The following is a 12990-nucleotide window of genomic DNA, read 5'->3' as shown; positions in this document are numbered from 1 at the left end:
TGCGCGCGCCTTCGCCAACGGCGATGATTTCGCCCTCGGCCGGTTTCTCCTTGGCGCTGTCGGGGATGATCAGCCCGCCCTTGGTCTTTTCGTCCGACTGGACGCGACGGACCAGAACACGGTCATGCAGCGGTTTGAAAGCCATTGTAGAACACTCCGGTGTTTCAGGTTGCAGTGTTGCAGCTGTTGGCACTCGGCTCGGGTGAGTGCCAATGACGCCCATCTAGGCGCGCGACCGCGGCCTGTCAACGCCTTGCCACGGCTTTACCGCGATTTGTTCCGCGTGCTAGGCTGCCCGCGCCAGGGTCCGGGGATTTTGGCTGGGATTTCAAGGGGCATTGCCGCGGCGCGGCGCAGGCTTCAGTCAGGATGGCGGATGGTCGAGGCGGATTTGACGCGGGAATCGGATGGGAACGGCAAGAGGCTGTCCGTTCTGTTGCTGGCGGATGATTGCAACCCGGAATGGCCCTCGTTGCCGATCGTGGGCTACAAATACGCCCTCGCGCTTGGCCGGGTGGCCCGCGTCGTGGTCGCCACCCATGTCCGCAACCGCGAGAACATCCTCAAGGCCGCGCCGCAGGGGGTCGAGTTCGTCTTTCTGGACAATGAGCGCATCGCCTCGCCGCTCCACAAGCTGGCGCTCTGGCTGCGCGGCGGCAGCGAGGTGGCCTGGTCCACCAACATGATCATGCAATACCTGCCCTATCTCGCCTTCGAGCGCGAGGCGTGGAAGCATTTCCGCAAGGCGCTGCGGGCGGGCGAATTCGACCTGGTGCATCGCATCACCCCGATGACGCCCACGCTGCCCAGCTATATCGCGGGCAAGCTGGCGGTGCCCTTCGTCATCGGCCCGCTGAACGGCAACCTGCCCTGGCCGCGCGAGTTCCGCAGCGAGCAGAAGCGCGAGCGCGAGCGGCTGCGCGTGTTGCGCGACGTCGCCAAGCACCTGCCCTATGCGCGCGGCACCTATCGCAATGCCGCGCTGGTGCTGGCGGGGTTCGAGCATACGATGCGCGAGCTGCGGCCGCTGGCGCCGGGCCGCGTGGTGAACTTCCCCGAGATCGGCTATGACCCGGCGATCTTTCACGCCGCGCGCAAGGTACCGGCCTTTGGCGGGCCGGGGCCCTATCGCTTTCTCTTTGCGGGCCGGCTGGTGCCCTACAAGCTGCCCGACGTCGCGGTGCTGGCCTTTGCCGGGGCACCGGAGCTGGCCGGCCACAGCCTGCATATCGTCGGCGACGGTCCCGAGATGCCGCGGCTGCGCGAAATCGTGGCGCAGCACGGGCTGGAGGATACCGTGCATTTCGAGGGCCGCCGCAGCCAGGCCGAGCTGGCCGGGATGATGCGCGATTTCGACGGCTTCGTCTTTCCCTCGATCCGCGAACTGGGCGCGGGCGTGGTGATCGAGGCCATGGCCTGCGGCATGACCTGCTTCGTCGCCGATTACGGTGCGCCGGGCCACCTGGCGGGCCGGGGGCGCGGCGTGACCGTGCCGATCCGCGACCATTCCGGCTATGTGGCGCAATTCCGGCAGGTGCTCGCCGGGGCGGTAGCCGATCCCGCCACCGCGGCCGCTCGGGCGACAGTCGGGCAGGGCTATGCCGAGGCCCTGTATCCCTGGGATCGCAAGGCGCAAGAGACGCTGGCCTATTACCGCGACCTGCTGGCCGGGCGGCCGGTGCAAGACCGGGGGGATTACGATTGAGCCTGCGCCGACGCCTGGCTGCGCTTGGCGCCGCCCTTCTTGCCGCCGCGACCCTGGCCCTGCCTGCGGCGGCGGCTCGGGAATGCGTGGGGCAGAACCTGTTCGAGCGGATGCCCCCCGGGCGGCTGGCCGAGCTCGATGCCGCGGCCGAGGGCGTGCCCTATCGCCAGGGCCTGTTCTGGCGTGCCGAGAAGGACGGGCAGCGGGTCACGCTGCTTGGCACCTATCACTTCGCCGATCCGCGCCACGACCTGACCATGGACCGCTTCGGCCCCGAGATCGACGAGGCCGCCCTGCTGATGGTCGAGGCCGGCCCCGAGGAAGAGGAGCGGCTGACCCGGGCCATGACAGCGGACCCGACCTTGCTGGTCGATCCCGACGGCCCGACGCTGCCCGAGCGCTTTACGGATGCCGAGTGGAAGTCGCTTTCGGCCGCCCTCGAGGCACGCGGCCTGCCGGCGGTGATCGCCAGCCGGTTGCGGCCCTGGTATGTCGCGGTCATGCTGGGGGTCTCGCCCTGCATGATGCGGGTGATCGAGGAGCGCGGCGATCCCGGCGGGCTGGACCACCTGCTGGTGGAACGCGCCGAGGCCGCGGCGGTGCCGGTCCGGGCGCTGGAACCCTGGGACACCGTCTTCACCCTGTTCGAGGGCATGACCCCGCGCGAGGAGGAGGACATGATCCGCGCCGCCATGCCTGCCGCCGAATATGCCGACGATTACGCGGTGACGCTGGCGGATGCCTATTTCTCGGGCGACAGCTGGATGATCTGGGAATTCGGCCGGTTCGACGCCTATGACAATTCCGGCCTGACCCGGGACGAGGTCGACGAGCAGATGCGGCTGGCGCAGGAAAAGCTGATGGACCGGCGGAACGAAAGCTGGATCGAACCCATTGAGCGGGCAGCGGCCGAGGCGGCCGCACAAGGCAAGGGCGTGGTGATCGGCTTTGGCGCGCTGCACCTGCCGGGCGATCACGGCGTGCTGCGACTTCTGGAAAACAGGGGCTGGACCATCAGCCCGGTCACGGTGGAGGGGATAGGCAATGGCGGATGAGCTTTGGCGCGAGGAACGCGAATTCTGGCTGGCCGGCGTGGCCGAGGCGGCACGCAAGCTTGACGGCTCCTGCCTGATGGCCTTTGCGTCCAAGGGCATCATGAACCGCGCCGCCGTGGTCGCCGCGCTGCAATCCGCCCCGCGCTGGCAAGAGGTGACCCTGGCCGACCGCGCCAGCATCGAGACCGACGAGGTCTGCGTGCTGGCCTATCACGCCACCGCCCGCCGCGCCGGGGCCGACACCTATCGCGCGCTCTGCACCACCACCTGGATCCGCCGCGCCGGCGACTGGCGCATCCTGCAACACCAGCAGACCCCGGTCTGATGCTGCAGGACCTGCGCAGGCACCTGCGCTTCCTGCTGAGCTTTGCGCTTGGCCTTGCCGCGGGGCTGGCGCTTTACCGGATGCAACTCGTGGACAGGCTGCTGATCTTTTCGGTGCTGTTCTGCGCCGGCTATCTGGCGCTGACCGGGTTGTTGATGCGCGGCATCAGCGCCCAGATCCTGCGCGGCCAGGCCGACCGCGACGACGAGGGCATGATCCTGATCGTGCCGCTGGCCGTCGGCGCCGTAGCGATCAGCCTTGCCGCCATCCTGCTGACGATCCGCGACCCCCATGCCGGCATCGCGTTGCGCCCGGTGCTGGCGCTGGCCTCGGTGCCGCTGGGCTGGGTGATGATCCACACCGTCATGGCCTTTCACTATGCCAGCCTGTGGTATGCGCGCGGGCCGGACGGGACCGAGGCGCGGGGCCTGGGCTTTCCCGGCCTTGCCGATGGCGAGGATGCGGGGATCTGGGATTTTCTCTATTACAGCTTCACGCTCGGCATGGCGGCGCAGACCGCCGACGTGACCGCTCTGACCACCCGGATGCGGCGGGTGACGCTGTTCCATTCGGCCTTCGCGTTCTTCTACAACACCGTGCTGCTGGCGCTGGCGGTGAACGCGGCCGTTTCGCTGGGTTGATAGACATTGCCGGGCCGCGCCCCTATAACGCCGGCGAATTTTCCGCCCAAGCTTCAGGGGATCCCCATGATCAAGGTTTTCGGCCACAAGGCACCCGACACCGATTCGACCGGCTCGCCCATCATCTGGGCCTGGTATCTTTCCGAGGTGCGCAAGACCCCGGCGAAACCCGTGCTGCAGGGCGAGCCGAACACCGAGGCCGCCTGGATGCTGGCGAAATGGGGCCTCGATATGCCCGAGATCATCGCGGACGTGGCGCCGGGCGAGCAATGCGTGGTGGTGGACACCAACAACCCGGCCGAACTGCCCGCCTCGCTGGGCGAGGCCGACGTGATCGAGATCATCGACCACCACCTGCTGGCCGGCGGCATCAGGACGCGGCTGCCGATCAACATCACCATCCGCCCGCTGGCCTGCACCGCGACGATCATGCACGACCTGATCGGCGACGAGGATCTGGCCCGCGCGCCGCGGGGCGTGAAGGGCGCGATGCTGACCTGCATCCTGTCGGACACGCTGGAATTCCGCAGCCCGACCACCACGCCGCATGACCGCTTCGTCGCCGAGAAGATCGCCAGGGACCTGGGCGTCTCGATCCCCGAATACGCGGCCGAGATGTTCGCGGCCAAGTCGGACGTGTCGGCCTTTACCGAGGAAGCCCTGCTGCGTATGGACAGCAAGGAATACGAGCTCGGCGGCAAGCAGCTGCGAGTCTCGGTGCTGGAGACCACCGCGCCGCAGGTCCTGCTGGACCGCAAGGATGCGCTGATCGCCGCCATGCCGGCCGTGGCCGCCGCCGATGGCGCCGACGAGGTGCTGCTGTTCATCGTCGACATCCTGAACGAAGAAGCCACCCTGCTGGTGCCGAACGATTTCGTGAAGCAGGTGGCCGAGAAAAGCTTCAACGCCACGGTTTCGGGCGACAGCGTGGTGCTGCCCGGCGTCATGTCGCGCAAGAAGCAGATCATCCCGGCTCTGGCCGTCTGACCCGAGGGCCGTTTCATGACGCAGATCATCCGCTCGCTCGACGAGATTGCGCCGAATTACGACGTTCTCTTCTGTGATCTCTGGGGCTGCCTGCACAATGGCGTCGCGGCCTTTCCGGCCGCCGTCGCCGCCTTGCAGGGCTTTCGTGCCCAGGGCGGGCGGGTGGTGCTGCTGACCAACGCGCCGCGGCCGCAGCAATACGTGGCCGCGCAGCTGGACCGCATGGGCGTGCCGCGCGATGCCTGGGACGCCATCGTCAGCTCGGGCGATGCGGCGCAGGACGCGATGTTCGCGGGCGCCGTCGGCCGTCGGGTCTGGGCCATCGCCCAGCCCAAGGACGAGGGCTTCTTCACCGATATCCCCGAGGAGTGGCGCGACGCCCCGCCGATCACCCGCGTGCCGCTGGACGAGGCCGAGGGTATCGTCTGCTGCGGGTTGTTCGACGACCTGACCGAAGTGCCCGAGGACTATCGCGGCCGGCTGATGCTGGCGCGCGAACGCGGGCTCACGCTGCTTTGCGCCAATCCCGACGTGGTGGTGGACATGGGCGAGAAGCGGCTTTACTGCGCCGGCGCCCTGGCCGAGCTTTACGAGGATCTGGGCGGCACCTCGCTATATTTCGGCAAGCCGCATCCGCCGATCTACGACCTCGCGCGCCGCCGGCTGGGGCTGGACGACAATGCCCGCATCCTGGCCATCGGCGACGGCATCGCCACCGACATAGCCGGCGCGGCGGGCGAGGGGCTGGATGCGCTGTTCATCACCGGCGGCCTTGCCTTCGACCAGTTCGGCCCGGATGTGGAAAACCCCGATCCGGCGCGGCTTGCCGAATGGCTGGCGCTGCGCGCCCAGGATCCGGCCTATAGCATCGGCCGGCTGCGCTGAACGGTTCGGTAACAATCAGTCTCCCCGGCTGGTGATGGCGTTATTTTGTTGCGCGCCCGTGGTTTTGCTGCTATGCAGCATGAAGCCACTCACCGGGAGCATTGAATGATGCTGGACAACCTGCCGCGCGGCACGATCGTCATCGAGGATCTCGAAGTCGGGATGATGCGCTACCTCCAGAAGGTAGTTACCGACGAGGATATCGAGATGTTCGCCAAGGTCTCGACCGACCGCAATCCGGTGCATCTGGACGAGACCTATGCGCAGGAGACCATCTTCGAGGGCCGCATCGCCCACGGCATGCTGACCGCCGGGCTGATCTCGGCGGTGATCGGCGAGCAGCTGCCGGGCCATGGCACGGTCTATCTGGGCCAGACGCTGAAATTCATGGCCCCGGTCCGGCCCGGCGACATGGTGCGCGCCGAGGTCACGGTCGAGGCGATCGACCATGCAAAGCGCCGCGTGACCCTTGCAACCCGCTGCCTCGTCGGCGATACGGTCGTCCTGAAAGGTGAGGCCGTCGTTCTGGCGCCAAGCCGTAAATTCGACTGACAGGGCCGGCCTTCGGCCCATCGGGGGCCCGATTGCGCATCCATCACGACTGGAAAGCTCTGCCGCTCGACGCCCGCGGGGCCACCGTCGCCATGGGCAATTTCGACGGCATCCATCTTGGCCATCGCTCGGTGATCGACGCGGCGCGCGCCGCCTGTGACGCGCCCCTGGGCGTCATCACCTTCGAGCCGCATCCGCGCGAATTCTTCGCGCCCGACGCGCCCCCCTTCCGGCTGATGAACGTGGAGTCGCGGGCGAACCGGCTGGCCCGGCTGGGGGTGGATCATCTTTACGAACTGCCCTTCGACGCCGTGCTGGCGGGGCTTGCGCCCGAATCCTTTGCGCGCGAGGTGCTGGTCGAGGGCCTGGGCGTGCGCCATGTCACCGTGGGCACCGATTTCTGCTTTGGTCGCAAGCGTTCGGGCGATGCGCAGACGCTGGCCCGGCTGGGGCGCGAGATGGGCTTCGGCGTCACCGTCGCGCCGCTCATCGGCGACGGCGCGGTGCAATACAGCTCGACCGCCATCCGCAAGGCGCTGGCCGAGGGCCGCACCCGCGATGCCGAGCGGATGCTGGGCCATTGGCACCGCATCGACGGCGAGGTGCTGCATGGCGACAAGCGCGGCCGCGACCTGGGCTATCCGACCGCGAACATGGCGGTGGACGGGTTGCACCTGCCGGCGCTTGGCATCTATGCCGTGCTGGTCGACGTGCTGACCGGGCCGGACCGCGGCAGCTACAAGGGCGTGGCCAGCCTTGGCGTGCGCCCGATGTTCGGCGAGAACCGGCCCAACCTGGAAGTGCATATCTTCGATTTCGCGGCCGATCTTTACGGCCAGCACCTGTCGGTCGCGCTGGTCGAATACCTGCGCCCCGAGGCGAAGTTCGACAGCCTCGAGGCACTCGTCTCGCAGATGGACCGCGACAGTGCCCGGGCGCGCGAGATCCTGGCGACCCGCTGATGCGCGAGCGATTCTGGGAACTGCCGCTGGCACGGCTCGACAAGGAGGAATGGGAGGCGCTTTGCGACGGCTGCGGCAAATGCTGCCTCAACAAGATCGAATACGAGGATACGGGCGAGCTGGCCTTTACCCGCGTCGCCTGCCGGTTGCTGGACGGCCAGACCTGCCAATGCTCCAGCTATCATAACCGCCACGATTTCGTCCCCGATTGCGTCGTCCTGACCCCGAAAAAGCTCAAGGAGATCGCCTGGTGGCTGCCCTCGACCTGCGCCTACAGGTTGCGCGCCGAGGGCAAGCCGCTCTACGACTGGCACTATCTGATTTCGGGCGATCGCGAATCGGTGCATCGCGCCGGGGCCTCGGTGCGCGGCTGGACCGTCAGCGAGCTTTCCGTGACCGAGGACGACTGGGACGAGCATATCATCGAGGATCTTTCATGAATTTTGCCTCGGACAATGCGGGCGGCGTGCATCCCCGCATCATGGCGGCGCTGGCGGCCGCGAACGAGGGTCATGTGACCTCTTACGGCGGGGACGCCATCACCCGCGCCGCGCAGGACCGGCTGCGCGAACTGTTCGACGCCCCCGAGGCGGCGGTGCATTTCGTGGCCTCGGGCACGGCGGCCAATGCGCTGTCGCTGTCGCTGCTGTCGCCCGGCTGGGGCAAGGTCTTCTGCCATGCCGATGCGCATGTGCAGACCAGCGAAACCGGGGCGCCGGAATTCTTTACCGGCGGGGCCAAGCTGGTGCCGATCCCGGGGGCCGGCGGCAAGATCACGCCCGAGGCGCTGGCCGAGGCCCTGCTGGCCAATGGCCGCGATTCGGTCCATGCCGGGCGCAATGCCGCGCTGACGCTGACCAATGCCACCGAATGGGGCACGGTCTACAGTCCCGACGAGGTGGAATCCCTTGCCGCCATCGCCTGCGATGCGGGGCTGGGCCTGCATATGGACGGCGCGCGCTTTGCCAATGCGCTGGCCGGCCTGGACGTGGCGCCCGCCGATCTGACCTGGCGTGCCGGCGTCGACGCCCTGTCTCTGGGCGGCACCAAGAACGGCTGCATGGGCGTCGAGGCGGTGCTGATCTTCGATCCCGCGCGCTCCGAGGAATTCGAGTTCCGCCGCAAGCGCGCCGGTGCGCTGGTCTCGAAGCATCGCTATCTCTCGGCGCAGATCCTGGCCTGGCTGGAGGGCGATCTGTGGCTGCAACTGGCCCGCCACGCCAATGCCATGGCGCATGAGCTGGCGCTGGGTCTGGCGCGGCTGCCCGGCGTGCGCATCGACCAGCGCGTCGAATCGAATGCGGTCTTCGCCACCATCCCGTCCGAGTTGCATCGCCGCGCCTACGAGGCGGGGATCGGCCATCACCTCTGGCCCCATACCCAGGACGCGGCAGAGGACGAGCCGGTCTCGATCCGGCTGGTCTGCGGCTGGGACACGCGGATCGAGGACGTGACCGGCGCCCTGCAGGCGCTGGCCTAGCGCAGCGCCGCCCTGAGCAGCGCCAGCGCGTGCTCGACGGTGGCGGCGCGGACCTCGGCCCGGCCGCGCGGGCCGAATTCCACCGTCTCGGTCCTGACGCCAAGGGCATTGGCGATGCCGAAGCAGACGCGGCCCTCGGGCTTTCTCTCGGACCCGCCCGGCCCGGCGATGCCGGTCACGGCGACGGCGATGCCCGCCTGCGAACGGGCCAGCGCGCCGGCCGCCATCTCGGCCGCGATTTCCTCGCTGACGGCGCCATGGGCCTCCAGCGTCTCGGGGCGGATGCCCAGCATCTCGACCTTGGCGGCGTTGGAATAGGTGACGAAACCCCGGTCCACCGCATCCGACGAGCCCGGCACATCGGTCAGCCGCCCGACGATCAGCCCGCCGGTGCAGCTTTCGGCGGTGGCGATCATCACCCCGCGCCTGCGGGCGAGTTCCAGGATCTCGGCGGGATCGGTCACGGCAGCATCGGCTCCAGCATGGCATGGTAAAGCCCCGCCAGGATGACCGAGGTAATGCCGGCGAACAACCCGGCCCAGAGGTCGTCCAGCATCACCCCCGTGGCGCCGCCGCGCCGGTCGGCCCGGCCGACCAGCCAGGGTTTCCAGATGTCGAACAGCCGGAACAGCAGGAAGGGCGCGACGAAACCCGGCCAGGCGGCAAGGATCGACACGCCCTTCTGCGCCAGCGGAATGACGGTGAAGCACATGGCCAGCCATTGCCCGGCGACCTCGTCGATGACGATCCAGGACGGATCCTTGTCGGCGCTGCCTTCCAGCACCCGCGGCACCGCCCAGAAGCCCAGCAGCGTCGCCAGCACGAAACCGGCCGGCACCAGCATCGGGTGCAGCCACTCATAGGCCGCGACCCCCAGCGCCACGGCGGCGGCCGAGCCCCAGGTGCCGGGCGCAGGCCGCAGATGGCCGGTGCCGAAGAAGCCCGCGATCAGCTTGTCCATGATTGCCCCTTGCTACCCCTTGACCAATGTGGCGGTGGCGATGGAGGCGATGCCTTCCTCGCGCCCGGTAAAGCCCAGCCGTTCCGATGTCGTGGCCTTGACGCTGACCCGGTCGGGCTCGACGCCGATGATCTCGGACAGCCGCAGCGCCATGGCGCCGGCATGGGGGCCGACCTTGGGCCGCTCGCAGATCAGCGTCACGTCGGCGTTCGAGATCTCATAGCCCATCTGCCGGGCCAGCATCGCGGCATGGCGCAGGAAGATATGGCTTTCCGCGCCCTTCCATTGCGGGTCCGAGGGCGGGAAGTGCCGGCCGATATCGCCCTGCGCCAGCGCGCCGTAGATCGCGTCGGTCAGGGCATGCATGCCGACATCGGCGTCGGAATGGCCCAAGAGCGCCTTGTCATGCGGGATCTTCACCCCGCAAAGCCAGACATGGTCGCCCGTGGTGAAGGCATGCACGTCGAAACCGTTGCCAAGCCGGATGTCCATCGCGTCCCCCAGGATACGCTCGGCCCGGGCGAAGTCGCCGGGCCAGGTCAGTTTCAGATTGTCCTCGTCGCCCGGCGTCACCGTGACCGGCAGGCCGGCGCGGATCGCCAGTTCCACGTCGTCCGCCGCGCCCTCGGGATGGGCGCGATGCGCGGCAAGGATGGCGTCCAGCGCGAAACCCTGCGGGGTCTGGGCGCGAAACAGCCCCTCGCGGCTGGCGGTGGCGGTGACGCACCCGTCCTGGGCCCGCCACAGCGCGTCGGTGACGGGCAGGGCGGGGGCGGCGGCCGGGGCGCCGGATTGCAGCGCCTCGATGACGCCCCCGATCACGCGGCGCGAGACCAGCGGCCGGGCGCCGTCATGGATCAGCACATGGGTCACGCCGCTGCCCTCGAGGCTTTCCAGCGCCGCGCGCACGCTGTCGCTGCGCGTGGCGCCGCCCGCGACCAGCACCACGGGGCCGGAAAGCTCGGCCACGCCGCGCGCCATGTCCTCGGGCGCCAGCGTCACCACGACGCGGGGAAAGCCGGCAAAGGCGGCGATGCTGCGCTCCAGCACGCTTTGCCCGGCAAGGGGGCGCCATTGCTTGGGCGGGCCGTCGCCGGCGCGGGTGCCGCGGCCGGCGGCGGTGATGATGGCGGCATATGTGGCGGGTATCGTCATGGCCGCCAGATTTAGGTCAGCCGCCGCCCCGAGGCAATCGCCGCCGGGCAGGCGTTTCGTCGCGGCCAAAAGACGCAGCCGGCAGTAGCCCATGGCGCGTCTTCTGCGTATAAGGACGCCGAGCCTGCCATTCTGCCAAGGATCCCTGCCATGACCGACCCCGCCATCGCCGACCTTTCCAAGGATGCCGCCGCCCGCGCCGCCGTGGCACTGGTCGAACCGGGGATGCGGCTGGGCCTGGGCACTGGCTCGACCGCCGCGATCTTCGTGCGCCGCCTCGCACAGCGGGTCAGCGAGGAGGGGTTCGCGCTGCGTTGCGCCGCGACCTCGAAGGCGACGGCCGAGCTTGCGACCTCGCTGGGGCTGGCGATCGAGGAACTGGACGAGATCGGCTGGCTGGACCTGACCATCGACGGCGCCGACGAGGTTGACCCGGACCTGAACCTGATCAAGGGCGGCGGTGCGGCGCATCTGCGCGAAAAGATCGTCGCCACGGCCTCGGACCGCATGGTGGTCATCGCCGACCAGGGCAAGGTCGTGGACCGGCTGGGCCAGTTCCACCTGCCGGTCGAGGTGATTCCCTTCGGCTGGCAGGCGACGCGCAAGCTGATCCAGCGCGCGCTGGACCGGCTGGACCTGACCCAGCGCCCGATCCTGCTGCGCAAGCGCGGCGATGCGCCGCTGCGCACCGACGAGGGCAACCTGATCCTGGACCTCGCGCTCGAGGCCATCCCGGATGCCGAGGCGCTGGCGGCCGAGCTGTCTTCCATCGCCGGGGTGGTTGAACACGGGCTGTTCCTGAATATCTGCGAACTTGCGATCATCGGCTGCCCGGACGGCTCGGTGGTCGAGTTGCGGCGCGAGGACATGGCATGAAATTCGACTACGACCTTTTCGTTATCGGCGGCGGCTCGGGCGGGGTGCGCGCGGCGCGGATCGCGGCCAGCGAATACGGCGCCCGCGTCGGCCTGGCCGAGGAAAGCCGGATGGGCGGCACCTGCGTCATCCGCGGCTGCGTGCCCAAGAAGCTGATGATCTTTGCCTCGCAGGCCGGGGCGGCGGCCGCCGAATCGCGCGGCTACGGCTGGCAGGGCGCCGGCGAGGGCCGCTTCGACTGGGCCGAGTTCCACGGCAAGCTGGGGCGCGAACTCGACCGGTTGGAGGGGGCCTATACCTCGGGTCTGGTCAATGCCGGGGTCGAGGTCCACATGCAGCGCGCCCGGCTGCACGACGCCCATACGGTCGAGCTGGCGGACGGCCAGCGCCTGACGGCCAAGCATATCCTGATCGCCATCGGCGGGCGGCCGCAGCGGCCCGACATTCCGGGCAAGGAACTGGGGCTGATCTCGGACGACCTGTTCACGCTGGAGAAACTGCCCGGTCGGGTGCTGGTGGTGGGCGGCGGCTTCATCGCCTGCGAATTCGCCACCATCCTGGAGGGGCTGGGCAGCGCCACGGTGCTGGCCTATCGCGGCGACGCGGTGCTGCGCGGCTTCGACGGCGAGATGCGCCGCCATGTCACCGAGCAGTTGCGCGCCATCGGCGTCGACGTACGGCTGGGCACCAATCCGGCGCGGCTGGACCGCGAGGGCGCGGGGGTCCGCGTCACCTTCGAGGACGACAGCAGCGAGATCTTCGACGCGGTGATGTTCGCCACCGGGCGCGTGCCCTATACCAAGGGGCTGGGGCTGGAAGATGCTGGCGTCAAGCTGGGTCGCAAGGGCGAGATCGTGGTGGACGAATGGTCGCAAAGCTCGGTCCCCTCGATCTTTGCCGTGGGCGACGTGACCGACCGGGTGAACCTGACGCCGGTCGCGATCCGCGAGGGGCACAGCTTCGCCGACACCGTCTTCGGCGCCCGGCCGCGCAAGGTCGATCATCGGCTGGTGGCCAGCGCCGTCTATACCCGCCCGCATGAGCTGGCCACCATCGGCCTGACCGAGGAAGAGGCCGAGGCCTGCGGTCCCGCCGATGTCTATGTCGCCAGCTTCCGGCCCATGCGCTCGCTTTTCGCCGGCTCGGATGCGCGGGCGGTGATGAAGCTGATCGTGGATGCGCAGACCGACAAGGTGCTGGGTTGCCACATCTTCGGCCCCGAGGCGGGCGAGATGATCCAGATGATCGCCGTGCCCATGGGCATGGGCGCGACCAAGGCCGATTTCGACGCCGCCATCGCCGTGCACCCGACGCTGGCCGAAGAGCTTGTGACCATGCGCAAGCCTTCGCGCCGGGTGGGGGCGGCAAATCTGGACAAACCCGTCGCATCGGCTTGATTTTCCGGC

16 protein-coding genes are annotated in these 12990 nt (G+C 68.7%); 12 read left to right on the top strand and 4 right to left on the bottom strand.

What is annotated here, in order from left to right; translation table 11 throughout:
- A partial coding sequence (locus QPR87_RS09275; protein WP_262967691.1) for a co-chaperone GroES occupies positions 1-145 on the bottom strand: 145 nt, incomplete at its 3' end.
- A gap of 231 nt (positions 146-376) precedes the next feature.
- Here QPR87_RS09275 and QPR87_RS09270 point away from each other — a divergent pair.
- The 10 genes from QPR87_RS09270 (at position 377) to QPR87_RS09225 (ending at position 8592) form a co-directional block, all read left to right on the top strand.
- Positions 377-1705 carry a glycosyltransferase family 4 protein gene (locus QPR87_RS09270; RefSeq protein ID WP_285049288.1) on the top strand — a complete coding sequence of 443 codons (1329 nt, stop codon included), beginning with the start codon at positions 377-379 and terminating at the stop codon, positions 1703-1705.
- Entirely contained in the window at positions 1702-2760 is a 1059-nt protein-coding gene (locus QPR87_RS09265; RefSeq protein WP_285049286.1) for a TraB/GumN family protein, read from the top strand. Before QPR87_RS09270 ends, QPR87_RS09265 begins: the two co-directional genes overlap by 4 nt.
- Positions 2750-3085, top strand: a complete 336-nt coding sequence (locus tag QPR87_RS09260; protein WP_011749893.1) for a nuclear transport factor 2 family protein — start codon at positions 2750-2752, stop codon at positions 3083-3085. The genes QPR87_RS09265 and QPR87_RS09260 overlap by 11 nt, the downstream gene beginning before the upstream one ends.
- Positions 3085-3726, top strand: coding sequence for a DUF1345 domain-containing protein (locus QPR87_RS09255; RefSeq protein WP_231000511.1), 642 nt, complete (start codon positions 3085-3087; stop codon positions 3724-3726). The genes QPR87_RS09260 and QPR87_RS09255 overlap by 1 nt, the downstream gene beginning before the upstream one ends.
- 66 nt (positions 3727-3792) lie before the next feature.
- Entirely contained in the window at positions 3793-4713 is a 921-nt protein-coding gene (locus QPR87_RS09250; RefSeq protein ID WP_011749895.1) for a manganese-dependent inorganic pyrophosphatase, read from the top strand.
- Positions 4714-4728: 15 nt separating this feature from the next.
- On the top strand, positions 4729-5598 hold the full coding sequence (locus QPR87_RS09245; protein WP_104493640.1) for a TIGR01459 family HAD-type hydrolase: 870 nt from the start codon (positions 4729-4731) through the stop codon (positions 5596-5598).
- Positions 5599-5706: 108 nt separating this feature from the next.
- On the top strand, positions 5707-6150 hold the full coding sequence (locus QPR87_RS09240) for a MaoC family dehydratase (RefSeq protein ID WP_285049298.1): 444 nt from the start codon (positions 5707-5709) through the stop codon (positions 6148-6150).
- Between the two features lie 32 nt (positions 6151-6182).
- Entirely contained in the window at positions 6183-7112 is a 930-nt protein-coding gene (locus tag QPR87_RS09235) for a bifunctional riboflavin kinase/FAD synthetase (protein WP_104493641.1), read from the top strand.
- Positions 7112-7552: a YcgN family cysteine cluster protein gene (locus QPR87_RS09230; protein ID WP_011749899.1), complete on the top strand. Its 441-nt coding sequence runs from the start codon at positions 7112-7114 to the stop codon at positions 7550-7552. The genes QPR87_RS09235 and QPR87_RS09230 overlap by 1 nt, the downstream gene beginning before the upstream one ends.
- Complete coding sequence (locus QPR87_RS09225; protein ID WP_285049280.1) at positions 7549-8592, top strand: threonine aldolase family protein; 1044 nt, start codon at positions 7549-7551, stop codon at positions 8590-8592. Before QPR87_RS09230 ends, QPR87_RS09225 begins: the two co-directional genes overlap by 4 nt.
- Here QPR87_RS09225 and QPR87_RS09220 read toward each other — a convergent pair.
- From QPR87_RS09220 to QPR87_RS09210, 3 genes are read right to left on the bottom strand one after another with little or no spacing between them, the layout of a single operon-like run.
- Positions 8589-9056, bottom strand: coding sequence for a CinA family protein (locus QPR87_RS09220; RefSeq protein ID WP_041530382.1), 468 nt, complete (start codon positions 9054-9056; stop codon positions 8589-8591). The genes QPR87_RS09225 and QPR87_RS09220 overlap by 4 nt on opposite strands.
- A complete protein-coding gene (locus QPR87_RS09215) occupies positions 9053-9553 on the bottom strand; it encodes a phosphatidylglycerophosphatase A family protein (RefSeq protein ID WP_285049278.1) in 501 nt (166 codons plus the stop codon). The genes QPR87_RS09220 and QPR87_RS09215 overlap by 4 nt, the downstream gene beginning before the upstream one ends.
- A 12-nt stretch (positions 9554-9565) precedes the next feature.
- Positions 9566-10708 (bottom strand): bifunctional 2-C-methyl-D-erythritol 4-phosphate cytidylyltransferase/2-C-methyl-D-erythritol 2,4-cyclodiphosphate synthase, encoded by a 1143-nt coding sequence (locus QPR87_RS09210; protein ID WP_041530600.1) that lies wholly within the window; start codon positions 10706-10708, stop codon positions 9566-9568.
- Between the two features lie 141 nt (positions 10709-10849).
- Between QPR87_RS09210 and rpiA the strand changes: the two genes are divergently transcribed.
- Together rpiA and gorA are read left to right on the top strand one after the other, a co-directional pair.
- Positions 10850-11584, top strand: coding sequence for a ribose-5-phosphate isomerase RpiA (gene rpiA, locus QPR87_RS09205; RefSeq protein WP_502921603.1), 735 nt, complete (start codon positions 10850-10852; stop codon positions 11582-11584).
- Entirely contained in the window at positions 11581-12981 is a 1401-nt protein-coding gene (gorA, locus tag QPR87_RS09200; RefSeq protein WP_285049274.1) for a glutathione-disulfide reductase, read from the top strand. Before rpiA ends, gorA begins: the two co-directional genes overlap by 4 nt.
- Positions 12982-12990: the final 9 nt, after the last annotated feature.

The sequence above is a fragment of the Paracoccus sp. SSJ genome (assembly GCF_030234105.1).
Lineage (GTDB): Bacteria > Pseudomonadota > Alphaproteobacteria > Rhodobacterales > Rhodobacteraceae > Paracoccus > Paracoccus denitrificans.
This window is presented reverse-complemented; position numbering and strand designations above follow the sequence as displayed.